Below are 25,947 nucleotides of genomic sequence, written 5' to 3'. Positions count from 1 at the left end.
GCAGGCGCAGGCGCAGGCGCAGCCGAAGCCGAAGCCGAAGCCGTGGACGTCGAAGCCCCCGCGCTCATCGGGCGACCTCGAGCAGCACGCCGTCGCGGTGGACGAGCACCTCGCCCAGGCGCACCCCGGTCTCGGTGCCGACCGCCGGCGGCGGCCCGGTGACGTAGGCGCGGAGCTCCGCGCCGTCGGTGCTGAGCACGACCTCGGCGAAGTGCCCGCGCATGAGCACCCGCGCGACCGTCGCACGGATCGGCGAGTCATCGGTGAGCACGACCTGCTCGGGGCGGACCAGCACCGTGTCGGCCGCCGTCGGGCTGACCGAGGTGCCGGCGAGGAACCGGCCGGTGACGACGCTCGTCGACCCGATGAACGACGCGACGAAGCTCGTGGCGGGGCGGGCGTAGAGCTCGGTCGGTGTCGCGATCTGCTCGATGCGGCCGTCGTGCATGACGGCGATCCGGTCGGAGATGCTGAGCGCTTCGTCCTGGTCGTGCGTGACGATCACGGTCGTGATGCCGAGTCGCTGCTGGATGCGGCGGATCTCGTCGCGGACGCTCACGCGGAGCTTCGCGTCGAGGTTCGACAGCGGCTCGTCGAGGAGCAGGACGTCCGGCTCCTGCACGATGGCGCGGGCCAGGGCGACGCGCTGCTGCTCACCGCCCGAGATCGCGGTCGGCTTCGAGCCGGCGTGGTGGCTCAGGCCGACGAGCTCGAGCGCGTCGCGCACCCGCTCGGCGACCCGCTGCTTCGGCACCCGTCGGGTCCGCAGCGGGAACGCGACGTTCTGCGTCACCGTCATGTGCGGCCAGAGCGCGTAGTTCTGGAACACCATCGCGCTCGGCCGGCGCTCCGGGCCGAGCGACGTGACGTCGCGGTCCCCCATGGTCACGACGCCGCCGTCGGCGGGCAGGAACCCCGCCACCATGCGGAGCGTCGTGGTCTTGCCGCAGCCGGACGGGCCGAGGAGCGAGACGAGCTCGCCCTTCGCGACGTCGAGGTCGATGCCGGCGACGACGTCGCGCCCACCGAGCGTCTTGCGCAGTCCGCGGATGGTGAGTCCGCCGGAGCGGGTCCGGTCCGCCGTGCTGCCGTCGGCCTGGAGGCCCGGTGCGCGTTCCGCGACGAGCGCCTTGTCCGTCATCTGGTCGCCTTTCGTACTGGTGTGGGTCATCGGATCTGGAAGCCGTCCGCCAGGCGGCCGCCCATGATGTGCTTCCGGGCGAGCAGCAGCAGGACCACGGACGGGATGCTCAGCGCGATCGCGAACACCGCCGAGACCTGGCGTGGGGAGTTCAGGACGAGCGAGTACATCGCCGTCGGCATCGTCATGTACGTCGGGGCGCCGACCAGGTACGTGCCCTGCGCCTCGTCGAAGGACGCCAGGAACGACATCACCATCGCGACGAGGATCCCGGGCCAGGCGATCGGGAACGTCACCTTCCAGAAGGTGCGCCAGCGGCTCGCCCCGGCGTCGCGGGCGGCTTCCTCGAGGGACCGCGGCACGGCCGAGAAGGCTGCGGCGGGCAACCACGTCATGAACACGACGCAGCCCAGGACGTGGACGATCAGGATGCCGGTGACCGTGTTCATGAGGTTCAGCGCGGTGAACATCGCCGACATCGTGACGAAGAGGCCCATCTTCGGGAACGCGTTCGTGGCGAACAGTCCGACGAGCACGAGCCGCCGCCCCGGGAACTCGATGCGGCTGATCGCCCACGCGGCGGGCAGGCAGACCACCGCGGCGATGAGGACCGTGAGCGGGGCGAGGACGAGCGAGTTCTGCACCGCGACGGCCAGGCTGCGGTCCTCGAACACGGTGCCCCACCACTGCAGGGTCCAGCCGTCGGGCAGCAGGTTCGGGTAGGTCCACGTCGTGGCGAAGGCACGGGCGGCCAGCCAGACGAGCGGCCCGAGGATGAACACGGCCAGCACGATCGCGGTCGCCCAGACGAGGGCGTTGCCGGTCAGACGCTTGATCACTGCTGCTCCTGCTGCTTCTTGTCGAGCTCGCCCGCGTTCGAGCGGACCGTCGAGCGGAGGTAGAAGATGCTCGCGGCCGCGGCGAACGCGAACACGATGAACGCCATCGCCGTCGACTGCTGCGGGCGGTTGTAGGCCTGGAAGTACTTCGAGATGTCGACGCCGAGCATCGTCGGGGCGTTCGGACCGGTGAAGTACGGCACGGTGAACGAACCGAGGACCCCGATCACGGTGAACGTCGTCGCGATGACGAGCGGGGTCGCGGCCATCGGCAGGAGCACCTGCCAGACGACGCGCCAGGTGCTCGCCCCGGCGTCCTTCGCGGCCTCGACCAGGGCGTCCGGTGTGCCCTGCAGCGCCCCGGCGATCATGAGCACCGCGAACGGCAGGCTGGTCCAGACGCTGCCGAACACCACGGCGACGAGGGTGTAGCCCCACACCGGGACGTCGAGGCCGAACTGGGCACCGAGGCTCCGGAGGAACCCCTGCGCGTCGGTGAACGTCAGGATGGACCAGCTGGCGATGACCACCGGCACGAAGATCGGTACCACGGCCAGGACACTGAGGGTCTTGCCAAGGAAGCCTCCGCGGAGTCGCAGGATCACCGCGACGACGACGGCGAGCGCCACGGTCAGGCCGGTCGACAGTGCGGTGACGCCGAGCGTCGCGACCAGGTCACGCAGGAACGTGGCGTTGCCGAGCAGGGTGGCGTAGACCGCGAACGAGAAACCGCGCACGGTGTCGCCGCCGATGTCGGCGAGCGCCTGGTTCAGGCCACCGGTGAACCCGAGGCTGAACAGGGCGGCGTTCACCACCGGGACGCCGACGAACAGGACGACGACCAGCACCGGGGCGGCGACGAGGGCGAGGCCCTGCCACCGCCGGCGGCGGGCCAGCCGCTCCTGCGCCGTGCGCCCGCTGGCGGGGTGCGCCGGGCCCTGCGCGTGGGGCGGGACGGGCGGGAGGCCCGTGGCGGAGTCACCACGGGCCTCCCGGCCGGTTGCCGGGCCGTCCTGGACGGTCTGGGTCACTGCGGGACCTTGGCGTCCCACGCCGCGTTCATGTCCGCGGCGAAGTCGCTCTGGAACCCGAGGCGGAGCTGCGAGGGGTTCGCGTCGGCGAACTGCTCGGCGACCGACGCCGGCAGGCTGTCGAGCGGGATCACCGGGTAGCCGGAGACGGCGCTCGCGACGAGCTGCTGCCCCTTCGCGCTGAGCACGAAGTCGGCGAGCTTCTCGGCTGCCGCCTTCTTGGCCTTCGGCTCGGTCTTGGGGATGCCGAGGAAGCTCGCGCTGCCGGTGAACGACGGGTCGTCGATCTGCACGGCCTTGACGGTCTTCGGGATGATGCCGGTCTTCTGCGAGGTGATGAACTGGTCGCTCCAGACCGGGGCCATCGCGATCTGGCCACTGCCGAGCAGCTGCACGACCTGGTCGTTGCCGTTCGGGTAGACGCCCTTCTGGTACGTCGACGGGCCGAGGTCCTTGAGGGCCGCGAAGCCCTTGTCCCACTTCGACTCGAGCGACTTGTCGTACTTCGTCTGCATCGTCTCCTGCTCGGCGGGCGTCAGGTACTTCGCGAGCACCGTGGCCACGAACGAGCCACCCGAACCGCCGGACGACGGGGAGTTGTAGGCGAACTGGCCCGGGTTGGCCTTGATCCAGGCGAGCAGGTCGTCGAGGGTCTTCGGCGGGTCCGTGACCTTCTTCGCGTCGTACGCCAGCAGCACGCTCGAAGCGCGGTACGGGATGGCGCTGTCGCCGCCCTGCTGCTTCGTGGCGTCCGGGACGTCCTTCAGGTTCGGGATCGTGCTGTCGCCGACCTTCGCCATCAGCCCGGCCTTGCCGGCGGTGGTGACGAAGCCGGCGTCGACGAGGTCGTACGCGACGGACTTGCCGGCCTTGACCGCGGTGGCGAGGTTCGCCTGGGTCTGGGCGTCGTGCTCGCCATGCAGGTCGATGCTCGTGCTGACGTGGATCTTGGGGTTCGCCTTCTCGAAGGCGGGGATGAGCGACTTGTCCCAGAGGTCCTGGACGTTGGTGTCGCCGCTGATGAACACGGTGAGGTCGGTGGTGCCGTCGGTGTCGGAGGCGTTCGAGGCGTTGGCGCTCTGGACGCAGCCGGAGAGTGCGACGGTCGCGGCTGCCGCGATGGCGAGGCCGGCGAGGACTCGGGTCTTCACGTGGGTTCTCCCTGTTCCGTGGTGCGGTGGGGTCGTGTGGGAACGTTCCCGCGCCGGGGTCGAGTGTGGCGCTGCCGGGTGAACTCCGGGTGCCTCCGGCGTCGCCGCCGGGTGAACTCCGGGTGCGGGCGTGCGGGGCGCGGGCGGCGGGCGCGGGCGCGGTGCTGCGCGTCGGATGCGGTGACGGCGCACGGTGCGAGTTCCGCCGACCCGTGCGAGGTTGACGGCTTCGTGCCCGGCTACAACCCTGCACCGAGCGGGCTGCTCGCCCCCGACCGGCGAACGATGCACGGTGCGCGGCCCGGTTCGCTGTCGACGACCCCGCACCGAGCAGCCAGGTCCGCGATGGGCGACGAACCGCGCACCGTGCGCACCGGCAAGAGGCCGAACAATCTCGCACGGTGCGCTACTTACACCCCTCAGCGCGACATACGGACTCCGGCCTGTCGGAGCTTCGCGCGGAGGACCCACTCGTTGCGCAGGTCCGACCAGGTGAGCCGCACCACGGTTCGCACCTCGGGGAACGCGCGGAGCCGGTCTTCCCGGACCTTCTCGTCGAACAGCGCTTCCTCCGGCGTCCGTCCCCGCAGGTACGCACTGCTCCGGTACTTCACGGCTCCGTCGAACTCGACCACGACCCCGGCATCCGGGAACCAGAAGTCCACGACGATGTCCGGCTCGCCGAGCGCTCGGAAGCGGTGCTGGAGGACCGGCGGTCGTGTCCCGAACTGGTCGAACCGCGCTCGTGCGTACGACTCCCCCGGTGAGTCCGATGCGGCATCGGCGAACCCGATCGCCCGGAGAGCGCGACGTCGTCCTTTCTGCCCGCGCCGCTCGATCGCCGACCGGACGTCTTCGCGCTCGACCTCGCGACGGAGGAGCGCATCGAGGGACACGACCGCGTCGGTGAACGGCAGTGTGAGTGCGAGGTCGGTCGCCAGCCGATCGAGTCCGCACAACAGCAACCCGTCGGGCGTGGCGACCGGACGCTCGTTCCGTTCAGCATCGAGGTCGGCGTGCACCACGAAGGTCGCGTTCGTGGTGCGCCGGTCGGCACCACGTGAGGTCACGTGGATCCGTGTCGGTGGTGGGGTGAGCAGGGGCACACCGAAGACGACGGCAGCGGAGACGTGTGAGATCAGGTCTCCGGGGCGGATCCGGTCAGCGAACGAGCGCAGCCGGACGTGGTGCTGCTCGCTGGGGCGGAGTGCGGCCCATCCCGCAGACTCCACGTACAGTCCGCGTGCTACCCGTGTGAGCTCCCCCGCAGCCGCCCGACGTCTGATGACATCGGACTCCTCGGGGCGCTGAGCGGACGTTCGGAACGTGAGGACTTCGGGGACCGGTGCGAGCTTGAGGTTCATCGACATACTGGTGATGCTCCGGATCCTCCGCCTACGGAGCACCACCGCGTGGGCGTGCTGTGGAGGGCCAGCCCCGCCGAACACCTTGTGGAGGAATGAGCGAGCAGTCGGGGGCCTGCGAGAATGAGCGGGTGAACGCACGCACCTGGGGTTGGCTCGCAGCCGTCATCGACGTCGTCCTCATCGTCGTCTTCGCTCTCATCGGGCGCTCGTCGCACGGTGAGGCCAACACGGCGCTGGCGCTCTGGACCACCGCGTACCCGTTCCTGGCCGGTTGGGCGATCGGGTACGTGACGAGCGGAGCCTGGGCTCGACCGCTGCGCTTCTGGCCGACCGCCGTCGTGGTCTGGATCCTCACGGTCTTCGTCGGTCTGGCCATCCGCGTCGCCACCGGGCAGGGCGACATCGACGGCAACCCGCTGCCGATCTCGTTCGTCATCGTCGCGACGATCGTGCTCGGGGTGTTCCTGCTCGGCTGGCGCGCGATCGCCCGCGGCGTGCTCCGGTTCACCGCGTCGCGGTCGCGACGGGACGCCGCAGCGTCCGAAGCGTGAACGGCAGCCGCGGTTCCCAGCCGACGATCCTCGACGTCGCCGCACGTGCGGGGGTCTCGAAGTCGGCGGTGAGCCGCGTGCTCTCCGGCACAGGCCGGTTCTCGGACGAGACCCGCGAACGCGTCGAACGAGCGGCAGCCGAGCTCGGGTACGTCGCGAACGCCATGGCTCGCGGACTGGTCAGCGGGCGCACGAACACGATCGGGATGCTCGTCCGGGACGCCTCTTCCATGGTCTACACCGCACTGCACGCCGTGATGGAGCGCCGCGCATCGGAGCTCGGCTACCGCGTCGTCACCACGACGGGCGTCGGTCGGGTCGAGGACGAGAAGTCCGCCCTCGCCGCACTCGTGTCGATGCGCGTCGACGGACTCGTCGTGTGCAGCGGCCTGATGCCGTCCGCCGACATCGCCGAGTTCGCGCCCCGCATCGCCACCGTCGTCGCGGGTCGGCCCGAGCTGCACCCGGCGCTCTCGAGCGTCTACTGCGACGAGGTCGACGGTGGGGCTTCCATCGCGGATGCCGTCGCCGATGCCGGCCACACCACGGCCGTGGTGTTCACCGTCCCGCTCGACAACGCGATCACGCAGCACGCGCGATCCTCGGCGATGCTCGAGCGGCTCCGAGCACGTGGCGTCCGGGTGATCGACATCGACGCGAGCTTCGTGCGGCCACCCGACGACCTCGCCGCCGACCTGGTGGACGCCGTGCAGGAGTCGGGCGTGACCGCGGTGATGTGCCCGACCGACCGGCTCATGCTCGACGTGTGCGAGGCGCTCGCCCGCCGCGGTGTCGAGGTCCCGCGCGATCTCTCCGTCACCGGGTTCGACGGCGTCTACCCGCTGGCGAGCGACTGGATCGGCTTCACGACACTCGAACAACCGATCGAGCGCATCGGCCGCGAGGCCATCGACCTCGTCATCGGCCGCATCGACGACCCCACGCGCCCGGTCGAGCACCGCTCACTGCGCGGCACCGTGATCCCCGGCCGCACCCTGCTCCCCCGCTGACGCCGACCCGCCGACCTCGCACCGTGCGAGGCGTCATGCGAACGGTGCGAGGTTCCGTACTCGGTGCGGCCGGACAACGCTCGCACCGAGTACGGAACCTCGCACCGAACGCACCCGCAGCCGCAGCCGCAGCCGCACCCGCGCGCACCCGCACCCACGCCCGCGCCTAGAACAACCCGCTGCGCGGGCCGTCCTCCGGCCCGTCGAACCCGCGGAACATGTCCGACACCAGCGCCTCGATCTGCGGCTCCACGAGCCGTTCGACGGCCTCGGCGATCCGCGGCCGGTGGTCGATGAGCGCCAGGCACACCGCGGTACCGGTCGACCGTGCACACTCGTCGGACAGCGCGATCTCGTGCCGGAGCGCAGCCTTCGCCTCGTCGGACAACGGCTCGCGCGGCGTCTGCTCCCCCGCACCGGTGCCGGCGAGCTCGCCGAGCGTGAACAGGAACGGCGACCCCGGCGACGGCTCGGGGTCCACGTCCAGGCCCTGGAACTCCGGCGACAACCCCTCGGCCGGCTGGTACCCCGCGTGCCGCTTCCGGGCCGCCGCCCGCTCGAGTTCACGCTGCAGCAGCGGCAGGTTCTTCGCCGTGTAGTCGTCGACGGCGTCCTCGACGATCGTCGAGATCCGACCGATCAGCGCGTGCTGGACGGCGTGCGGCACGTCGGGTCCGAACCCTGCGGCCGCGGCGATCGGGGACCCGGTGCACTTCCGGCAGATGCGCGTGCGCGGGCGGGCGGTACCGATCTGCCAGCGCGGCAGCCAGCGCAGCCACAGGTCGACCGCGCCCCGCACGCGACCGTCGATGCCGTCCATCCCTCAACAGTAGGCCTGGAGGCGCGGATCACCCCCGGCACACCGCGCCGGTCGGGCAATCCACCGGTTCTCAGGCCTGTGGTTCCGTCACGAAGTCGATCAGCTCCTCGACACGGCCGAGCAGCTCCGGCTCGAGGTCGGCGAAGGTGCGCACCTGCCCGAGGATCCGCTGCCATGCCCGAGCGATGTCGGCCTGCTCGGCGTGCGGCCAGCCGAGCGCCTGGCAGATGCCCGCCTTCCACTCGATCGAGCGCGGGATCGTCGGCCACGCCCGCAGCCCGACCCGCGCCGGCTTGACCGACTGCCAGACGTCGACGAACGGGTGCCCGACGACGAGCACGTGCGCTCCCCACTTGCCACGCATCACGGCGTCGGCGAAGCGGGACTCCTTCGACCCGGGCACCAGGTGGTCGACCAGAACCCCGACCCGGCGCTCCCGCGTCGGCTGGAACTCGTCGAGCACGGCGGCCAGGTTGTCGACGCCGGAGAGCTCCTCGACCACGACGCCCTCGACGCGCAGGTCGGCGCCCCAGACCTTCTCGACGAGTTCCGCGTCGTGCTTGCCCTCGACCATGATGCGGCTGGGGAGCGCCACCCGAGCACGCTGCGACTCCACGGCGAACGATCCGGACGCGGTGCGGAGGCGACCACCGTCGGACGCCTGTCGCACTGCGGGCGCGCCCCCGGGCCTCCAGTCCGAATGAACGGAACCCAGCGAACCCGGCGAGCCGGCAGCGGCTGCGGAAGACCGGCCGACCGGCGCCGACGGCCGCCCCAGCGTCACCAGCTCACCCTCGAGCAGGAACTGCCCGGCGAAGGGGAAGGAGCGCGTGCGGCCCTTCCAGTCCTCGAGCGCGATGTTGCCGGCCTCGAGCCCCACCACGGCACCTGCCCACCCGGAGTCCGGGTCCTCGAGCACCATGTCCCGTTCGAGCGGCACCTGCCGCACCTTCTTCACCCCGCGCGAGCGCCAGTCCCCCGAGAGCACATCGCCGCCGTACCGGTCGTCGTCCACCCGCACGAGGGTACTGTCGACGACGGCCCGGACGACGTCGACCGCGCCGGTTCCCCATCATCTCGACGGAAGGCCCGCCCGTGCGCGCAGCGATCATCCACGCCCCGAACGACATCCGCGTCGAGGAGCGCGACCGACCCGGGCTCCTGTCCGGCAAGGACGTCGTCGTCAAGGTCCTCGCGGCCTGTGTCTGCGGCTCGGACCTCTGGCCCTACCGCGGCGTCACCGAGACGAAGCAGCCGCGGCCGATCGGCCACGAGCTCGTCGGCGAGGTCGTCGCCGTCGGTGACGACGTCACCGGCCTGCACGAGGGCGACTTCGTCATCTCCCCCTTCACCATGAACGACGGCACCTGCCAGGCCTGCCGCAACGGCATGACCACCGGCTGCGACCACCTGTCCGGCTTCGGCAGCACGGACGCCTACGGCGACCCCGTCGGTGGCGCACAGGCCGAGTACGTGCGGATCCCGGACGCCGACGCCACGCTCGTCGTCGTCCCCGGCCCGGTCGACCCGGCCCTGGTGCCGTCGCTGCTCACCCTGTCCGACGTCTTCTCGACGGGGCACCACGCCGCCGTGTCGGCAGCGGTCGGCCCCGGCAAGACCGTCGTCGTGGTCGGCGACGGCGCGGTCGGCCTGTCCGCCGTGCTCGCCTCGAAGCGGCTCGGCGCGGACCGCATCATCGCGATGAGCCGGCACGCGGACCGCCAGGCGCTCGCCCGCGAGTTCGGCGCGACCGACATCGTGGCCGCCCGTGGAGCCGAGGGCGTCGACGCCGTCCGGGAGCTCCTGGGCGGCGACCTGGCCGACTGCGCCGTCGAGGCCGTCGGCACCGAGGAGAGCATGGACCAGGCGCTGCACTCGGTGCGCCCCGGTGGCAACGTCGGCTTCGTCGGGGTCCCGCACGGGGTGCCGACGATCGGCACGCGCTACCTGTTCGACACGAACATCGCCATCGCGGGCGGCATGGCCCCGGCCCGGAAGTACATCCCCGAGCTGCTGCCCGACGTGCTGTCCGGCGCGATCGACCCCGGTCGCGTCTTCGACCTGGAGCTGCCGCTCGACGAGGCCGCCGAGGCCTACCGCGCGATGGACGAACGCCGGGCCATCAAGGTGCTGCTGCGCCCGTAGCGGCGCGCGGCGCGCGTCGCGCGTCCCGCGTCGCGCCGGGCCGCCGGCCGGTCGTTCGCGCTCAGCGACAGTTCACGGGCGTGCCCGCGCGTGAACTGTCGCTGAGCCCGAAACGTGGCCCCGCGACCCGCGGCCCCGCGGCCCGCGGCCCGCGGCCACGCCCGCTCACGCGTCGCGGATCGCCAGCACCCGGTGCGGGGCAGCCGCCTCGGCCCGCCACCCGCCGGGCAGCACGTCGCGGAGTTCGGGCACGGTGAAGCTCCGGCGGATCGACCGCAGGCCGTCGACCCGGATGAACGTCCCCGCCGCCACGAGCGGTGACGCCAGCGCGTAAGCCCGGTAGGCCGCCGGCGACCGCCGGATGTCGGAGTGCAGGCTGCGCCCGCTCGCGAGCAGTTCGGAGTCGGCCAGGAACCCCCGCCGCTCCTCGGCACCCAGGTGGTGCAGCACGTGGTTCGACACGACGACGTCGAACCGCTCACCAGCCGCGACCAGGTCACCGCTCGACTGCTGCCGGAACGTCACACCGGTCGGGGACGACCGCCGTGCCGCGGCGATGGCGCGTTCGTCCGGGTCGACCCCGACGACCTCGAGGTCGAACCCGTCGCTCGCCGCCCACCGCACCAGCGAGCGGGCCAGGTCGCCGCCGCCGCACCCCAGGTCGAGCACCCGGCCACGGCCGCTGGCGGGCAGGGCCGGCACGACGTGCGAGCGCCAGGCCGCACGCCAACCGCTCACGAGCGCGTTCACGACGGCGAAGCGCCGGAAGGTGCGTGCGAGCGCACGCGGGTCGCAGTCCGGGTCGTCCATCAGTTCGGTCAGGCTGAGCGCGCGGGTGCGCAGGTCGACGGCCGGGAGGCCCGTGGTGCCGCCGCCCTGACGGCTCACGCCGCGCCCGTGGTCGCGACGGGCACGCGGTCGGCTGCGACGGCGGGTTCCGCCGCGGACAACACCGCGGGTTCTGCCGCGGGCGACGCCTCGGTCCGCACAGCGGTGAGCCGCGCACTCTCCACCGTGAGTCCGGGGCCGAAGGCGAGCGCGACGACGGCGCTGCCGTCGTCGAGGCCGGCGTCGACGGCATCGCGGAGGACGAAGAGCACGGTGGCGCTCGACATGTTGCCGTGTTCACGCAGCACCCGCCGACTCGACTCCATCGCACTGTCCGGCAGGCCGAGCGACTCCTGGGTGCGGTCGAGGATGGCCCGGCCGCCCGGGTGGACCGCCCACACCGGCACGTCCGAGGCGGCCCCGCCGGCGAGCAGCGGTTGCACGGCGCTCGGGACGTGCAGGCCGACGAGCTTCGGCACGGCGGTGGACAGGACCATCTCGAAGCCCTCGTCCCCGATGTTCCACGCCATCTCGGACGCTCCCTCGGGCACCACGGCCGTCGTGAAGTCGTCGAAGCGCAGACCGGCTCCGTCGCGGGCGACCACCGCGGCGGCCGCACCGTCGCCGAAGACGCTGTTGGCGACGATCTGGTCGGGGTCGTTCGAGGCGCGGACGTGCAGGGTGCAGAGTTCGCCGCAGACCACGAGCACGACGGCATCCGGGTCCTGGTCGACGAACGCCGCGGCGATCCGGAGCGCGGGGAACGCGGCGCAGCACCCCATGAAACCGATGTGGTGCCGGAAGACGCCCCCGGGGAGCCCGAGCTGCTCGACGACGTCGATGTCGGGCCCGGGCTGCGTGAACCCGGTGCACGACACGGTCACCAGGTGCGTGACGGACTCCGGCGCGATGCCGGCACGTTCCACGGCGTCGCGGGCGGCGGCGACGAACAGCGGCGGTGCGAGTTCGCGGTACCGGTCGTTGCGTGCGCCGGTGGACGGCGAGCGCAGGGTGCCGTCGTCGTCACGGAACGCACCACCGGCACGTGCGGAGTCGAGTTCCTCGAGGACGGTGTGCCGCTGGTCGACCGCCGACCCGTCGAACGCGGCGGGGACGAGGCGTTTGCCGAGCCGCCCGAGGTCGGGTTGGGCGGAGAACAGGTCACGCACCCTGGGCTGGTCGAGGGTCGTCTCGGGGACGGCGGTTCCGATGGCGCGGATCGTTGCGGACACGACTCATCCTGTCACCCGATCGCTGACGTGTCCCCAGGATGCCCACGGCGACCGGGACGCACGCAAGGGCACGGCACCGACCGGCACCGTGCCCTGCGTGGTGGGACTGCCTACGACTGCTGTGCGCGCTCCAGGACGAGTTCCCGCACGCGTGCGGCGTCGGCCTGGCCCTTCATGGCCTTCATGACCGCACCGATGATCGCGCCGGCCGCCTGGACCTTGCCGTCCTGGATCTTCGCCAGGACGTCGGGCTGCGCCGCGAGTGCTTCGTCGACCGCGGCCGTCAGGGCGGAGTCGTCCGAGACGACCTTGAGCCCGCGGGCCTCGACGACCTGCGCCGGCGAGCCCTCGCCCGCGATGACGCCCTCGAGCACCTGGCGCGCCAGACGGTCGGTTAGGTCGCCGGACTCGACGAGCGCGATGACCTCGGCGACGTGCTTCGGCGACACCAGGTCACCGGGGGCTGCGTCCTGCGCGTTGGCGACGCGGCTGATCTCACCGGTCCACCACTTGCGGGCGGCCTGGGGTGCGGCGCCGGCGGCGACGGTGCCCTCGACCTCGTCGAGCAGGCCACCGTTGACGACGTCCTGGAACTCCAGGTCGGCGAAGCCCCAGTCACCCTTCAGGCGACGGCGGCGTGCGACGGGGGCCTCGGGCAGCGAGGCACGGAGCTCCGCGATGACGGCGGGGTCCGGCACGACGGGCAGCAGGTCGGGTTCCGGGAAGTACCGGTAATCGTCGGCGTCCGACTTGGGGCGACCTGCCGAGGTACGGCCGGTGTCCTCGTGCCAGTGGCGGGTCTCCTGCGTGATCGTGCCACCGGCGGCGAGGATCGCGGCCTGACGCTGGATCTCGTAGCGGATCGCACGCTCGACGGCGCGGAACGAGTTGACGTTCTTGGTCTCGGTGCGGGTGCCGAGCTTCTCCTGCCCGCGGGGGCGCAGCGAGATGTTCGCGTCGCACCGCAGGTTGCCGCGCTCCATGCGGGCCTCGGAGACACCGAGCGCCCGGACGAGGTCGCGGATGACCTGCACGTAGGCGGCTCCGAGCTCGGGGGCACGGTGCTCGGCGCCGAAGATCGGCTTCGTGACGATCTCGACCAGGGGCACGCCGGCACGGTTGTAGTCGACGAGCGAGTACTCGGCGCCCTGGATGCGGCCGGTGGCACCACCGACGTGCGTCAGCTTGCCGGCGTCCTCTTCCATGTGGGCGCGCTCGATCGGGATGTTGTAGATCGTGCCGTCGGCGAGCTCGACCTCGACCTCGCCCTCGTAGGCGATGGGCTCGTCGTACTGCGAGACCTGGTAGTTCTTCGGGTTGTCCGGGTAGAAGTAGTTCTTCCGGGCGAACCGCGAGGACTCGGCAATCGAGCAGCCGAGCGCGAGCCCGAGCTGGATCGAGTACCGCACGGCCTGTGCGTTGACGACCGGCAGCGACCCGGGCAGCCCGAGGTCGACCGGGGTGACGTTCGTGTTGGGCTCGCCGCCGAAGAAGTTCGGGGCGTCCGAGAACATCTTGGTCTTCGTCGCGAGTTCGACGTGGACCTCGAAGCCGAGCACCGGCTCGTAGCGCTCGAGCGCCTCGTCGAAGTCCATCAGCGCGTCCTTCTGCGCCATCAGATCACACCTTCCTGCGCAGCGGACTGCTGACTCTGGTCGAGGTCCGGGACGGACGCGATGAGAGGCGCGCCCCACTGCTGTTCGAGCAGACGCTCGAGGGCGGCACCGTAGCGGTACAGCCGGGCGTCCTCACGCTGGGGCGCCATCAGCTGCACGCCGACGGGCAGGCCGTCCTCGGGCGCGAGGCCGTTCGGGATGCTCATCCCGGGGACGCCGGCGAGGTTCGCCGGGATCGTGGTGAGGTCGTTGAGGTACATCGCCAGCGGGTCGTCGATGCGCTCACCGATCGGGAACGCGGTCGTCGGCGCCGACGGGCTGACGAGCAGGTCGACCTGCTCGAAGGCGGCCTGGAAGTCCCGCTGCACGAGCGTGCGGACCTTCTGCGCCGAGCCGTAGTAGGCGTCGTAGTAGCCGGCGCTCAGGGCGTAGGTGCCGAGGATGATGCGCCGCTTGACCTCGGGTCCGAAGCCGGCTTCACGCGTGGCGGCCATGACGTCCTCGACGGTGGCGCCGTTCTCGGGCGTGACCCGGAGGCCGAAGCGCACCGAGTCGAACTTGGCGAGGTTCGACGACGCCTCGGCCGGGAGGATCAGGTAGTACGCACTGATCGCGTACGCGAACGACGGAGCGTCGATCTCGACGACGACCGCACCGGCCGACTCGAGCAGCGCGACCGTCTCCTGGAAGCGCTGGGTGACACCGGCCTGGAACCCGTCGCCCCCGGCGAGTTCCTTCACCACGCCGACGCGCAGGCCGCGGAGCGTGTCCGCCTGCAGCCCTTCGCGTGCGGCGGCGGCCATCGAGGGCCAGGCGTCCGGGATGGACGTGGAGTCCTTCGGGTCGTGCCCACCGATGACGTCGTGCAGGAGCGCGGCGTCGAGGACGGTGCGGGACACCGGGCCGATCTGGTCGAGGCTGGACGCCAGCGCGATGGCGCCGTAGCGGCTCACCCCGCCGTAGGTCGGCTTCACGCCGACCGTGCCCGTCACGGCACCGGGCTGGCGGATGGAGCCACCCGTGTCCGAACCGAGGGCGAAGGGTGCTTCGTGCGCCGCGACCGCGGCGGCCGAGCCACCGCCGGACCCGCCGGGGATCCGGTCGAGGTCCCACGGGTTGCGGGTCGGACCGTACGCCGAGAACTCGGTGGTCGAGCCCATCGCGAACTCGTCCATGTTGGTCTTGCCGAGCGGCACGAGGCCGGCGGCGCGGAGCTTCGCGACGGGGGTGGCGTCGTACGGCGGCACCCAGCCCTCGAGGATCCTGGACCCGGCGGTCGTGGGCATGTCCTGCGTGCACAGGACGTCCTTGACGGCGATCGGCACACCGGCGAGGGGCCCGAGGTCGTCACCGGCGGCACGGCGGGAGTCGATCGACTTCGCCACTGCCAGGGCGTTCTGGTTGACGTGCAGGAACGCGTGCACGTCGCCGTCGACGGCGGCGATCCGGTCGAGGTGGGCCTGGGTGGCCTCGACGCTCGAGACGTCGCGCGCCACGAGGGCGTCGGCGAGCGCCGCGGCGCTCAGCTTCGTGATGTCGTCAGTCACTGTTCTTCGCCCTACTGTTCTTCGCCGAGGATGGCGGTCACGCGGAACCGTTCGCCGTCGGAGTCGGGCGCCCCGGAGAGCGCCTGCTCCTGCGTCAGCGTCGTGCCGACCACGTCGGGTCGGGTGACGTTGCCGAGCGGCACGGGGTGGCTCGTCGCCGGGACGTCGTCGGTCGCGACCTCGGCGACCTTGGCGACGCTCTCGACGATGTGCGACAGCTCCCCGGTCAGCTTCTCGATCTCGTCGGGCGTGAGTGCGATACGTGCGAGGTTCGCCAGGTGCGCGACCTGCTCGCTCGTGATGTCAGGCATGGTGCTCCGTCGATCGGTTCGTGGAATGCCCCACAGTCTATTGGCTGCGTCGGGCGCGCAGGCGCGGCTGTGGACAACGCCCCGCGGGGGTTGTCGGGTCACTTCCCGTTCTGGTCCCTCGCAGCCGGCGCCGCCGGGGCCACCGTCGCGGCGGGCGCCGGAGCAGCCGGACCAGCGGGTGCAGCCGGAGCGGCTGGCGCGGCCGTCGGCGTCGTCTGGTCGTCCTGTGCCGTCCCCTGCCCGGACGAGGACCCCGACGACGATGACGATGACGACTTGCTCGCCTGCCCGATCATCGCCTGGCTCGGCGCGGGCAGCGCTCCCCCGCCGACGGTCTGGTCCAGGTACGCCATCATCGACTTCCCGACCCCGAACTTCGCGCTGTACCCGGTGGTGCCCTGCAGGAATGGCCAGTTCGCCAGGCTCACGTTCCCCTGCACGTTGCCGACCCAGGTGGCGTTCGTGTACTTCGTCGACGACGCGACCAGCCAGTTCTGCACGTCACCGTCGGTGGTGCCGGTCTTCGCGAACTTCGCCACGCTGTCCCCGGGGTTCGCACTCGCGGCCGTCCCCGACCCGGACAGCACGCCCTGCAGCGCGTAGTCGACCGTGCCCGCGACGTCCGCCGAGACGCCCTGCGTGCAGGACGACGGCGTCGGGGTGATCTTCGTGCCGTCCGCCTCGGTCACCGAGTCGATCGCGGTGGGCGTGCACACGATGCCGCCGTTGGCGAAGCCCGCGTAGGCCTCGGCCAGGTCGATCGGCGACAGCTCGTTCACGCCGAGGATCGAGGACGGCGTCTGCGTCAGGTCACCGCCGTCGGCGCGGTGGATGCCCATCGACTGCGCGAGCTGGGCGATCTTGCACAGGTCGAGCTGCTTGCCCATCTGGGCGTACGCGGTGTTGATCGACTCGACCGTCGCCGCCTCGACCGACATCGACGACGGCACCCTCTCGGCGTTGGCGACGTTCCAGGTGCCGCCCGCGACGTTCTGGCAGGTGTTGGTGAACTCGGCGTTCTCGAACTGGTGCTCCGAGGTGGTGACCGAGTCGGACAGGGTGTGCCCGCTGGCGAGCCACTCGGCCAGGGTGAACACCTTGTAGGTCGAGCCGGTCTGGAACCCGCCCGAGTTGCCGTACCCGGAGTCGGCGCTGTAGTTCACCGCCGTGGCACCGGCCCCGGCGTGGTCCCCCTGCGTGTAGGTGGTGTTCTGGACCATCGACATGATCCGGCCGGTGCCGGGCTCCACGGTGATGTTCGAGCCGCCGACGTCGACGCCGGCCATGGTGGCCGGCACGTAGGTGGACAGGGCGGACTGTGCCTGACCCTGCAGGTCGAGGTCGAGCGAGGTGTGGATCTGCAGGCCCTTGGTGTCGAGCGTGGCGATGCGTGCCGCCGCGGTCTTGCCGAACGCGGGGTCCTGCAGCACCTGGTCGCGGACGTAGTCGCAGAAGTAGCCGGCGTCGTGGTTCGTCGCGGCGGTCGAGCACCCGTTGGCGGTCTCGGTGATCTTCGGCGTGACCGGCGTCGCGATCGCCTTCGTCATCTGCGCCTTCGTGATCGACCCGTGCGCCTGCATCCGGCGGAGCACGTAGTCACGGCGCTCCTTCGTCAGCTCGTACCCGTTGGCCTTGCCGTTATCCTTGTCGCTCGGCACGTCGATGCGCAGGTTCGACGGGTTGTTGAGGATCGCGACGAGCGTGGCCGACTGCACGAGCGACAGGTCCTTCGCGTGCACGCCGAAGTAGTACTCGGCCCCGGCCTCGGCGCCGTAGACCCGCCCGCCGAGCCCGACGATGTTGAGGTACCCGGTCAGGATCTCGTCCTTCGAGTACTTCTTGTTCACCGCGATGGCGTACCGCATCTCCTGCAGTTTGCGCTGCGGCGTGACGCCGGCCGCGTCCTCGTAGCAGGCTTCGACCTTCTTCTCGGTGGCGGCCTGGTCCGCGCCGGTGAGCTCCTCGCACTGCTGCACCAGGACGTTCTTGACGTATTGCTGCGTGATGCTCGAGCCGCCCTGCACATCGCCGCCGACGACGGTCGCGGCGACGCCGCGGAGCGTGCCGAGCACGTCGATGCCGCCCTCGTCGTAGTAGCGCGGGTCCTCGGTGTCGATCGCCGCCTGCTTGAGCGTGTCCGCCATCTGGTCGGCCGTGACGTTCGTGCGGTTCTCGGCGTAGAAGGAGGCGATCTTGACCTGCTTCCCGCCCTGCTCCGCGTACATGGACGACACCTGCTGCGGGGTCTGCACGTCGAGGTAGGTCGGCAGGTCCTCGAAGAACGAGACCGCCCCGGAGGTCCCCTCTCCCGCGACGGCGACCGCCGGGGTCACCGCGACGGCGACGAGCATGCCGGCGAGCACGGACATCACCACGAACATCAGGAGAGCACCAGGCCATCGCACCACACGCATGACGGCACCGTAGGCAGCAGGGCTGTACTGGTTCTGCCCCGGAACGAGTGCAGGCTGCGGTCGCGTTCAGGTTGCCACCCAGCCCGTTCCGAGGACGGGTCGCGATCCGCGCGGGCGCACCGATCCGGCCGGGAGGCCCGCGTCGGCTCCGGCACGTCGGCCGCCGGTCACGATCGGGTCACGCCCACCGCGTCGCCACGACCGGCGGGTCCGCCGGGTCGCTCAGGGGGCGGTCGGGCACGGCCGGTCAGTCACGGGGCTGCAGATCCTGCGGGCGCACGAGGTACATGTCCGGCGAGGCGCCGACGATGCCGTCGCCACCCGACTTCCCGCGTCGGACCTGCTCGCGCACCAGGTCGCCACGTCCGATGCCGATCAGGGCGACGTCGTGCAGCGATGCCGTGCCCGGTTTGAGGTAGTCGTTGTGCCCCACGGGACGCCGGAACACGTCACCGGCCGACAGCGCGTCGGCGCCCCCGGCCAGGTCGAGCACGGTCGAGCCGAACGACGCCCCACCCGGGTCGGTACCGAAGTACCCGGAGCCCGCGATGGGGTCGCTGTGTGCACCGCCGACGAAGACCTGCCCGGTGGCGACGGCGAGGTCGTCCGCCGTCCGCACGTCGCTGCCCGGCGATCCGAGCACGGTCAGGGTGTCGGCGGTCATGCGCCCCGACGCCAGGGCCGTCATCGCCGTGGTCGACCCGTACGAGTGCGCGACGATGTTCACCCGCGGTTGGTCGCCCGAGCGGATCACGCGCAGCCCTGCGACGGTCCGTTCGAGCCGCTCCGCCCCGGTCCGTGCGAGCCCGAGCGACAGGATGTTCGACAGGTCCGGAGTGCGGTACCCCATCCACGCGACGACGGCGACACCCGACCCGTTGCCGGTGGCGGCGAGCGGCGCCAGGGTGGCCTGCTCCCGGGACAGGTCGTTGGCGGTGTTGGTGAAGTCGGTCATCTGCCCGGTGACCGTGAAGAACATGCCCGGCACCACGACGGTGACGTCGGCCGCGGTGTCGAGGTCGCCGATGCTGATCGCCGCACGCCCGGAACCCCGGGTGTCGAGCGCCACCAGGAAGCGCCGCGGGTCGCCCGGCTCCTGCACCAGGGAGTCGCGGACCTGCCCGAGCATCGCGGCCCGGGCTGCACCGAGGTCGGCGTCGGCGAGGCCGGCGGTCAGCGTCGCGCGGTTGGCCTGGTCGCGGACGGCGTACGGCACGCCCTCGAGGTTCCCCACCAGGGCGGGTGCGTGCACCCGGAGCCGGTCCTGCTCGTCGGCCGGCAGGTGCGACCACCACTGCGCGACGGTCTGCGCGGGCGGCGGGTCGTCCTGCACCGTCGCCACGACACGACGGTCGGTGGCCGCGCTTCGCAGGTCGGCGGCGCCGAGTGCACCGAGGTCGTCCACGAAGGCTCGTCCGTGCGCGGCGGCGAGGTCGTCGACCCCGACCCCCGTCGTCGATGTCGATGTCGATGTCGACGACGACGCCGCTGGTACCGCCGGTGCCGCCGGTGCCGCCGGGAGCATGGCGGCGGGGTCAGCGACCGGGACGATGCGGGTCGCGGCGGTTCTGGCGACCGTGACCTGGGGCGCCGGGGGCATGCCTGGGGCCTCGATCACTCCGAGCGAGTGCACCGAGGCGGTGAGCAGAGCCGCAGCGATGAGCAGCAATCGGGTCTCCCCCGGGAAGGCCGTCCCGACGTCCCCCTGCAGACGACGGGTGATGCTCGGTCGAGTCTATGGAGATGTCCGCCGATCATCCATGCGCGATGCAACTTGTCCCCCGAACTGGGCGCGTTCGACGGCGCGCCGCGCTCAGCGGATGCGACCGGGCGTGCTGGGCATCCCGCTCGGTCCTCGGGCCTCAGTCCTCGGTCGTCGGCGCTTCCGGTTCGGCGAGCGCCGCCGGCCCCTCGGTCACGAGCAGGTGGAACTGCTCGGCGTCGATGATCCGGACACCCAGCTGCTCGGCCTTCGTGAGCTTCGAACCGGCACCCGGACCGGCGGCCACGAAGTCGGTCTTCTTGCTCACGCTCGACGCCGCCTTGCCGCCGGCGGTGATGATCGCCTCCAGCGCCCCTTCGCGCGTGTAGCCCTCGAGTGAGCCGGTCGCGACGACGGTGACGCCGCTCAGCACGCCGCCCTCGACGTCGGCGCCGCCCGGGCCGGGGTGGCCCGGGGTGGTGAACTGCACGCCGGCCGCGGTCCAGCGGTCGATGATCTCGCGGTGCCAGTCGACGTCGAACCAGGCGAGCAGGGCGTCGGCGATGATGCCGCCCACCCCGTCGACGGCCGCGAGGTCCTCGCGCGAGGCCGACCGGATCGCGTCGAGGGAGCCGAAGTGGTTCGCCAGGGCTCGGGCGGCGACCGGTCCGACGTGGCGGATGCTCAGGCCGACCAGGATCCGCCACAGGGGCTTCGTCTTCGCGGCGTCGATGTTCGCGAGCATCTCGAACGCGTTCTTCGACGGGTAGCGGCTCGGCTCACCGGTGTACTCGGCGCCCCGCGCCTCGGGGTCGAACGGCGGATCGGTCTTCTTGCGCGCCCGACTGAACGGTGTGACGCGCTTCGGGGCGCCGTCGTCGTCGACCTTCTCCATGCCGGTCTCGGCGTCGCGGACGATGACCTCGATCGGGACGATGTCCTGCATCGTCAGGTCGAACAGTCCGGCCTCGGTGACGAGCGGCGGGGTCTCCGGGCGGAGCGGCTGCGTGAGCGCCGCGGCCGCGACCTCGCCGAGCCCCTCGATGTCGAGCGACCCGCGCGAGGCGATGTGCTCGACCCGACCGCGCACCTGCGCCGGGCAGCTCTTCGCGTTCGGGCAGCGCAGGTCGATGTCGCCTTCCTTCGCGGGGGCGAGCTCGGTGCCGCACTCGGGGCAGTTCGTCGGCATCACGAACTCGCGCTCGGAGCCGTCACGGAGCTCGACCACCGGGCCGAGCACCTCGGGGATGACGTCGCCGGCCTTCCGCAGCACGACGGTGTCGCCGATCAGCACGCCCTTCGCCTTGACGACCTGCTGGTTGTGCAGCGTGGCCTGGCGGACGACGGAACCGGCGACCTCGGCCGGGGCCATCACCGCGAACGGGGTCGCACGGCCGGTGCGGCCGACGCTGACCACGATGTCGGTGAGCGTGGTGTGCACTTCTTCGGGCGGGTACTTGTAGGCGATCGCCCACCGCGGCGCCCGTGACGTCGACCCGAGTTCCTCGTGCAGGGCGAGGTCGTCGACCTTCACGACGACACCGTCGATCTGGTGCTCGACGGCCGACCGGCGCTCCCCCGTGGTCCGGACGAAGCCGTTGACCTCGTCGATGGTGTCGAACACCCGGTAGTGGCTGCTCGTCGGCAGGCCCCAGGTCTGCAGCAGCTCGTACACCTCGGACTGGCTGCGGACGTCGGTGCCCTGCTCGAGTTCGCGGACGGGCCACGCGCCGATGCCGTGCACGAGCATCCGCAGACGCCGCAGCCGGTCGACCATCAGGGCACGCTTCGCCTCGGACTTGCCCTCTTCCTTCTGGCGGAGGGACCCGGCGGCGGCGTTGCGCGGGTTGGCGAACACACGCTCCCCCGCCTCGCGCTGGTTCGCGTTGAGCTCGTCGAACTCGGCGACCGGGAAGAAGATCTCGCCCCGGACCTCGACCAGGGGCGGGTGGCCGGTGCCCGACAAGCGGTCCGGGATCGTGCCCATCGTGCGGACGTTGCCGGTGACGTCCTCGCCGACCACGCCGTCACCGCGGGTGGCGGCCGAGACGAGCCGACCGTGCTCGTACCGCAGGTTGATGGCCAGGCCGTCGATCTTCAGCTCGGTCAGGAACCGCACCCGCTCGGCACCGGCGTCCCGCTGCACCTTGAGGGACCACTCGGTGAGCTCGTCGGGGCTGAAGACGTTGTCGAGCGAGAGCATGCGCTCGGCGTGCTCGACCGGCGCGAACTGCGTCGTCTGCGCCTGCCCGCCCACGGTCTGCGTCGGGCTGTCGGGCGTCAGGAGTTCCGGGAACCGCCGTTCGATCGCGTCGAGGCGGTGCACCAGGGCGTCGTAGTCGGCGTCCGACAGGGGCGAGGCGTTGCCCTCGTAGTAGTCGTGGCGCAGCTCGTTGACGCGGGCGCGCAACCGGTCGACCTCGCGCGCGGCCTGGGCGGCGTCGAGCCCGTCGGGGTCGATGGTCTCGAACGTCGCGTCGGTCTCGCTCATGGCATCAGTTCTACCGTGCACCACCGACGCGGCGTGCAGCGAGCGTGCGCCCCGGGAGCGGCGGGGTCAGGCGTCGACGGGGACGGCGCTGACCGTGGTGTCGATCGTGCACTGGCCGAGCACCCGCGTGCCGACGTAGACCACGGCGGTCTGCCCGGGAGCGACCCCGTGCAGCGGATCGTCGACGTCGATGACGAGCACGTCGTCCTGCACCCGGGCGGTCGCGGGCACCGGGTCGGCGTGCGCGCGGATCTGCACGTCGCAGGCGAACGGCGTCGCGGGGTCGGCCGGGGCCGTGCCCGCCCAGGTGAACCGCGAGCCGGACATCGAGGTGACGGCGAGGGCTTCCTTCGGGCCGACGACGACGGTGTTGTCCTTCGGACGGATCTCGAGCACGAACCGGGGCTTGCCGTCCGGTGCCGGGCGGCCGAGGGCCAGGCCGCGGCGCTGTCCGACGGTGTAGCCGGTGGCACCCTCGTGCGAGCCGACGACCGTGCCGTCACGCTCGACGACGTCGCCGGGGGCGGTGCCGACGCGGTCCGCCAGCCAGCCGCGGGTGTCGCCGTCCGGGATGAAGCAGATGTCGTAGGAGTCCGGCTTCTGGGCGACCGTCAGCCCGCGCTCGGCGGCCTCGGCCCGGACCTCGTCCTTCGACGGGGTGGCTCCGAGCGGGAACATGGCGTGCTGCAGCTGCTCGGCGGTCAGGACGCCGAGCACGTACGACTGGTCCTTCGCCCAGGCGGCCGACCGGTGCAGTTCACGGGAGCCGTCCGGACCGGTGACGATCGAGGCGTAGTGCCCGGTCGCGACGGCGTCGAACCCCAGGGCGAGTGCCTTCTCGAGCAGCGCCGCGAACTTGATCCGCTCGTTGCAGCGCATGCAGGGGTTCGGGGTGCGGCCGGCCTGGTACTCGGCCACGAAGTCGTCGACGACGTCCTCCTTGAACCGGGCCGAGAAGTCCCACACGTAGTACGGGATCCCGAGGGCCGACGCGGCGCGCTGGGCGTCCATCGAGTCCTCGATGGTGCAGCATCCGCGGCTGCCGGTGCGCAGGGTGCCGGGCATCCGGCTCAGGGCCAGGTGCACGCCCACCACGTCGTGGCCGGCGTCGACCGCCCGGGCTGCGGCCACCGCCGAGTCGACACCACCGCTCATCGCCGCAAGAACACGCATGCGTCCAGGGTAACCCGCCGACGAAGCGGTACCGCTGGCGTACCGTTGGTCGGGCGATGGCCACGACGGGGAACGACTCATTCGACTTCCGGTCCGTCCTGCTGTCCGGGTTCCTGCCCGCCGCGCTCTTCGCGATCGGCGAGGGCGCGATCATCCCGATCATCCCGATCGCCGCCGACTCCCTCGGCGCCAGCCTGGCGTTCGCGGGCTTCGTCGCCTCGCTCATCCTGGTCGGGGAGCTCATCGGCGACGTGCCGTCCGGCATCGTCGTCGCCCGCATCGGTGAGCGGAACGCGATGATCGGCGCCGCGCTCGTCTCGGTGGTCGGGCTCGTCGTCGCCACGACGGCCGCGAACGCCTGGGTCCTGGCGCTCGGGGTGTTCCTGGTCGGCGTCTCCACCGCGGTGTTCGCGCTCGCCAGGCACGCCTACATGACCACCGCGATCCCCCTGCGGATCCGGGCCCGGGCGCTGTCGAGCCTGGGCGGCGTCTTCCGCTTCGGCTACTTCGTCGGCCCCTTCATCGCCGCCGGCGTCATCCACCTGACCGGCACCACGAGCAGCGCCTTCTGGATCCACGTCGTCTGCTGCCTGGCGGCGGCGACCGTGCTCCTGGTGCTGCGCGACCCGGCGACGGGCACACGCGGCCTGCGGTTGCCGCCACGGGCCTCCCGGCACTCGGCCGACCACGCGACCGACGCGAGCGACCACGCGACCGAACCGCCCGCCGACACCGGCGCGCAGTTCGTCCAGCAGGAGGCGCAGGGGCTCTTCCGCACCATCCGCGCGAACGGGGCGGTCCTGCTGCGGCTCGGCAGTGGTGCCGGCCTGATCGGCGCGATGCGCGCCGGACGACAGGTGATCCTGCCGCTCTGGGCGGTGAGCGTCGGCCTCGACGACTCGACCGCGGCCCTCGTGATCGGCATCGCCGGAGCCGTCGACTTCGCGCTGTTCTACACGAGCGGGCAGATCATGGACCGGTGGGGACGGCTCGCGAGCGCGTTGCCCTGCATGCTCGGCCTGAGCATCAGCTACTTCCTGCTCGCCTGGAGCGGCCACCTGGACGCCCGGGTCGGCTGGTTCGTCGCGATCGCGATGGGCATGTCCCTGGCCAACGGTGTCGGTTCCGGCATCCTCATGACGCTTGGCGCCGACCTCGCACCGCGCGACGCCCCGGCACCGTTCCTGGGGGCCTGGCGGTTCACCGGCGACTTCGGGTCGGCGGCGGCACCGCTCCTCATCTCCGGCGTGACCGCCGTCGCGTCCATCGCGGTCGCCAGCGGGGTGATGGGCGTGCTCGGCCTGGTCGGCGCGGGCATCCTGCTGCGGTACGTCCCCCGGTACCTGCCGCGCCCGCTGCGCTGACGTGCTGTAGCGCTGACGCGCTGCCGCGCTGCCGCGCTGTCGTGCTGTCGTGCTGTCGTCCCGTGCGAGGTTCCGCACTCGGTGGCACTCGGCCCGCCCCGCACCACGTCCGGTTCCTCGCACCACGTCACGTCCCGCGCACGGTGCGTCCCACGGCCTGGAGGCCCGGCGCACGTCCGCCCCGCACGCCGCGCTCGGTAGACTGCCGCTGCTCGCGGGAGTGGTGGAATCGGTAGACACGCAGGATTTAGGTTCCTGTGCCCCAGGCGTGAGGGTTCGAGTCCCTCCTTCCGCACCGAGTCCCCCCAGGCGCAGCGTTGCGGTCATCCGCACGCCTCGAGCAGGTCAACCCTGCGAGGGATGGCCCGGTCACTTCCGGGCGGTACCCTCATCCCGCGGGAGTCCTCCCCGTGACTCCCGCCTCCACGACCGGAAGAACCATGCACTCCGTCGCACTCGCCCTGATCCCGTGGCTCGATCCGCAGTACATCCTCGACCACTTCGGGGCCATCGCCGTGCTCGTGGTCTGCGCGATCGTGTTCGCCGAGACTGGTCTCCTCATCGGCTTCATCTTCCCGGGCGACAGCCTGCTGGTCATCACCGGCCTGTTCGCCTTCGACCGCGGTGGCGAGATCGGCGGCATCCCGATCTGGGTCGCGGCGCTGATGATCGGCGCCGCCGCGTTCCTCGGCGGTGAGCTCGGGTACTACATCGGCAAGAAGGCCGGGCCACCGATCTTCGAACGCAAGGACAGCGGGCTCTTCTCGAAGGCGAACGTCGAGCGCACCAACGCGTTCTTCCACCGTTTCGGCCCCCTCGCCGTGATCCTGGCGCGCTTCGTGCCGGTCGTCCGCACCTTCGCCCCGATCGCCGCGGGCGTCGGCCGGATGGACTACAAGAAGTACTCGCTCTACAACGCGATCGGCGCCGTGGTCTGGGGCGTCGGCGTGACGTTCCTCGGGTACTTCATCGGGCACATCCCCTTCGTGGCGCACATCGTCCGCGAGTACATCGACATCATCCTGCTCGCCGCGGTCGTCGTGACCGTCGTGCCGATGGCGCTGACGTACCTGCGCAACGCCCGCAAGGCGAAGCACACGAACGAGGCCGAGGCCACCACGGCCCCGACGGTCGACCCGACGCTCTAGCCGCAGGGCTGGCGCACCGCGCACCGGCGCACCGCGCACCGCGCACAACCGAAGTCGCCCCGAACC

At 71.6% G+C, this 25,947-nt stretch carries 21 protein-coding genes and 1 tRNA gene; 6 read left to right on the top strand and 16 right to left on the bottom strand.

Features of this window, described 5'->3' with window-relative positions:
- Positions 1 to 64: 64 nt before the first annotated feature.
- The 5 genes from DEJ00_RS08675 to DEJ00_RS08655 form a co-directional block, all read right to left on the bottom strand.
- Positions 65 to 1,171 carry an ABC transporter ATP-binding protein gene (locus DEJ00_RS08675; RefSeq protein ID WP_027464618.1) on the bottom strand — a complete coding sequence of 369 codons (1,107 nt, stop codon included), beginning with the start codon at positions 1,169 to 1,171 and terminating at the stop codon, positions 65 to 67.
- A complete protein-coding gene (locus DEJ00_RS08670) occupies positions 1,168 to 1,980 on the bottom strand; it encodes an ABC transporter permease (protein ID WP_017886992.1) in 813 nt (270 codons plus the stop codon). The genes DEJ00_RS08675 and DEJ00_RS08670 overlap by 4 nt, the downstream gene beginning before the upstream one ends.
- Positions 1,977 to 3,011 (bottom strand): ABC transporter permease, encoded by a 1,035-nt coding sequence (locus DEJ00_RS08665; RefSeq protein ID WP_111057045.1) that lies wholly within the window; start codon positions 3,009 to 3,011, stop codon positions 1,977 to 1,979. Before DEJ00_RS08665 ends, DEJ00_RS08670 begins: the two co-directional genes overlap by 4 nt.
- The gene (locus DEJ00_RS08660) at positions 3,008 to 4,162 is read right to left on the bottom strand and encodes an extracellular solute-binding protein (RefSeq protein WP_111057044.1); all 1,155 of its coding nucleotides are present in this window, start codon (positions 4,160 to 4,162) and stop codon (positions 3,008 to 3,010) included. The genes DEJ00_RS08665 and DEJ00_RS08660 overlap by 4 nt, the downstream gene beginning before the upstream one ends.
- Positions 4,163 to 4,581: 419 nt before the next feature.
- A complete protein-coding gene (locus tag DEJ00_RS08655; RefSeq protein WP_146247918.1) occupies positions 4,582 to 5,394 on the bottom strand; it encodes a hypothetical protein in 813 nt (270 codons plus the stop codon).
- A 263-nt stretch (positions 5,395 to 5,657) separates the two neighbouring features.
- Here DEJ00_RS08655 and DEJ00_RS08650 point away from each other — a divergent pair, with 263 nt between their 5' ends.
- A complete protein-coding gene (locus DEJ00_RS08650) occupies positions 5,658 to 6,080 on the top strand; it encodes a DUF3054 domain-containing protein (protein WP_220038853.1) in 423 nt (140 codons plus the stop codon).
- Entirely contained in the window at positions 6,077 to 7,090 is a 1,014-nt protein-coding gene (locus DEJ00_RS08645; protein ID WP_027464613.1) for a LacI family DNA-binding transcriptional regulator, read from the top strand. Before DEJ00_RS08650 ends, DEJ00_RS08645 begins: the two co-directional genes overlap by 4 nt.
- Before the next feature lie 166 nt (positions 7,091 to 7,256).
- Here DEJ00_RS08645 and DEJ00_RS08640 read toward each other — a convergent pair whose 3' ends face one another.
- Positions 7,257 to 7,910, bottom strand: coding sequence for a hypothetical protein (locus DEJ00_RS08640; RefSeq protein ID WP_017886998.1), 654 nt, complete (start codon positions 7,908 to 7,910; stop codon positions 7,257 to 7,259).
- A 70-nt stretch (positions 7,911 to 7,980) separates the two neighbouring features.
- Positions 7,981 to 8,925: a DUF3097 domain-containing protein gene (locus DEJ00_RS08635; RefSeq protein ID WP_111057041.1), complete on the bottom strand. Its 945-nt coding sequence runs from the start codon at positions 8,923 to 8,925 to the stop codon at positions 7,981 to 7,983.
- Positions 8,926 to 9,005: 80 nt separating this feature from the next.
- On the opposite strand from DEJ00_RS08635, the gene DEJ00_RS08630 reads away from it, so the two are divergent.
- Positions 9,006 to 10,055, top strand: coding sequence for a zinc-dependent alcohol dehydrogenase family protein (locus DEJ00_RS08630; protein WP_111046337.1), 1,050 nt, complete (start codon positions 9,006 to 9,008; stop codon positions 10,053 to 10,055).
- Between the two features lie 165 nt (positions 10,056 to 10,220).
- Here DEJ00_RS08630 and DEJ00_RS08625 read toward each other — a convergent pair whose 3' ends face one another.
- The 9 genes from DEJ00_RS08625 to mnmA all read right to left on the bottom strand — a co-directional run bounded on the left by DEJ00_RS08625 (position 10,221) and on the right by mnmA (position 23,369).
- The gene (locus DEJ00_RS08625; protein ID WP_111057040.1) at positions 10,221 to 10,943 is read right to left on the bottom strand and encodes a methyltransferase domain-containing protein; all 723 of its coding nucleotides are present in this window, start codon (positions 10,941 to 10,943) and stop codon (positions 10,221 to 10,223) included.
- Positions 10,940 to 12,115 (bottom strand): type III polyketide synthase, encoded by a 1,176-nt coding sequence (locus DEJ00_RS08620; RefSeq protein WP_111057039.1) that lies wholly within the window; start codon positions 12,113 to 12,115, stop codon positions 10,940 to 10,942. The genes DEJ00_RS08625 and DEJ00_RS08620 overlap by 4 nt, the downstream gene beginning before the upstream one ends.
- A gap of 110 nt (positions 12,116 to 12,225) precedes the next feature.
- Positions 12,226 to 13,731: an Asp-tRNA(Asn)/Glu-tRNA(Gln) amidotransferase subunit GatB gene (gene gatB, locus DEJ00_RS08615; RefSeq protein WP_035807593.1), complete on the bottom strand. Its 1,506-nt coding sequence runs from the start codon at positions 13,729 to 13,731 to the stop codon at positions 12,226 to 12,228.
- Positions 13,731 to 15,278, bottom strand: a complete 1,548-nt coding sequence (gatA, locus tag DEJ00_RS08610) for an Asp-tRNA(Asn)/Glu-tRNA(Gln) amidotransferase subunit GatA (RefSeq protein WP_027464607.1) — start codon at positions 15,276 to 15,278, stop codon at positions 13,731 to 13,733. Before gatA ends, gatB begins: the two co-directional genes overlap by 1 nt.
- A gap of 11 nt (positions 15,279 to 15,289) precedes the next feature.
- Entirely contained in the window at positions 15,290 to 15,589 is a 300-nt protein-coding gene (gatC, locus tag DEJ00_RS08605; RefSeq protein WP_017887005.1) for an Asp-tRNA(Asn)/Glu-tRNA(Gln) amidotransferase subunit GatC, read from the bottom strand.
- A gap of 98 nt (positions 15,590 to 15,687) precedes the next feature.
- Positions 15,688 to 18,003: a transglycosylase domain-containing protein gene (locus tag DEJ00_RS08600; protein WP_111057038.1), complete on the bottom strand. Its 2,316-nt coding sequence runs from the start codon at positions 18,001 to 18,003 to the stop codon at positions 15,688 to 15,690.
- Positions 18,004 to 18,250: 247 nt separating this feature from the next.
- Positions 18,251 to 19,672, bottom strand: a complete 1,422-nt coding sequence (locus DEJ00_RS08595) for an alpha/beta hydrolase (RefSeq protein WP_111057037.1) — start codon at positions 19,670 to 19,672, stop codon at positions 18,251 to 18,253.
- 193 nt (positions 19,673 to 19,865) lie between these two features.
- Complete coding sequence (gene ligA / locus DEJ00_RS08590; RefSeq protein WP_111057036.1) at positions 19,866 to 22,196, bottom strand: NAD-dependent DNA ligase LigA; 2,331 nt, start codon at positions 22,194 to 22,196, stop codon at positions 19,866 to 19,868.
- A 66-nt stretch (positions 22,197 to 22,262) separates the two neighbouring features.
- Positions 22,263 to 23,369 (bottom strand): tRNA 2-thiouridine(34) synthase MnmA, encoded by a 1,107-nt coding sequence (mnmA, locus tag DEJ00_RS08585; RefSeq protein ID WP_111057035.1) that lies wholly within the window; start codon positions 23,367 to 23,369, stop codon positions 22,263 to 22,265.
- A 56-nt stretch (positions 23,370 to 23,425) separates the two neighbouring features.
- On the opposite strand from mnmA, the gene DEJ00_RS08580 reads away from it, so the two are divergent.
- The 3 genes from DEJ00_RS08580 (at position 23,426) to DEJ00_RS08570 (ending at position 25,881) form a co-directional block, all read left to right on the top strand.
- Complete coding sequence (locus DEJ00_RS08580) at positions 23,426 to 24,733, top strand: MFS transporter (RefSeq protein WP_111057034.1); 1,308 nt, start codon at positions 23,426 to 23,428, stop codon at positions 24,731 to 24,733.
- 214 nt (positions 24,734 to 24,947) lie between these two features.
- Positions 24,948 to 25,028: transfer RNA gene (locus tag DEJ00_RS08575), tRNA-Leu, on the top strand.
- 145 nt (positions 25,029 to 25,173) lie between these two features.
- Positions 25,174 to 25,881: a DedA family protein gene (locus DEJ00_RS08570; protein ID WP_027464603.1), complete on the top strand. Its 708-nt coding sequence runs from the start codon at positions 25,174 to 25,176 to the stop codon at positions 25,879 to 25,881.
- Positions 25,882 to 25,947 lie beyond the last annotated feature (66 nt).

The sequence above is a fragment of the Curtobacterium sp. MCLR17_039 genome, from assembly GCF_003234745.1.
Classification (GTDB): Bacteria; Actinomycetota; Actinomycetes; order Actinomycetales; family Microbacteriaceae; genus Curtobacterium; species Curtobacterium flaccumfaciens.
This window is presented reverse-complemented; position numbering and strand designations above follow the sequence as displayed.

Excerpts from the sequence above, each read along its gene's own strand:
- ligA (WP_111057036.1), bottom strand. The coding sequence starts at position 22,196 with ATGAGCGAGACCGACGCGACGTTCGAGACCATCGACCCCGACGGGCTC.
- mnmA (WP_111057035.1), bottom strand. The coding sequence starts at position 23,369 with ATGCGTGTTCTTGCGGCGATGAGCGGTGGTGTCGACTCGGCGGTGGCC.
- DEJ00_RS08640 (WP_017886998.1), bottom strand. The coding sequence starts at position 7,910 with ATGGACGGCATCGACGGTCGCGTGCGGGGCGCGGTCGACCTGTGGCTG.
- DEJ00_RS08600 (WP_111057038.1), bottom strand. The coding sequence starts at position 18,003 with ATGCGTGTGGTGCGATGGCCTGGTGCTCTCCTGATGTTCGTGGTGATG.
- DEJ00_RS08580 (WP_111057034.1), top strand. The coding sequence starts at position 23,426 with ATGGCCACGACGGGGAACGACTCATTCGACTTCCGGTCCGTCCTGCTG.
- gatC (WP_017887005.1), bottom strand. The coding sequence starts at position 15,589 with ATGCCTGACATCACGAGCGAGCAGGTCGCGCACCTGGCGAACCTCGCA.
- gatB (WP_035807593.1), bottom strand. The coding sequence starts at position 13,731 with ATGGCGCAGAAGGACGCGCTGATGGACTTCGACGAGGCGCTCGAGCGC.
- DEJ00_RS08675 (WP_027464618.1), bottom strand. The coding sequence starts at position 1,171 with ATGACCCACACCAGTACGAAAGGCGACCAGATGACGGACAAGGCGCTC.
- DEJ00_RS08570 (WP_027464603.1), top strand. The coding sequence starts at position 25,174 with ATGCACTCCGTCGCACTCGCCCTGATCCCGTGGCTCGATCCGCAGTAC.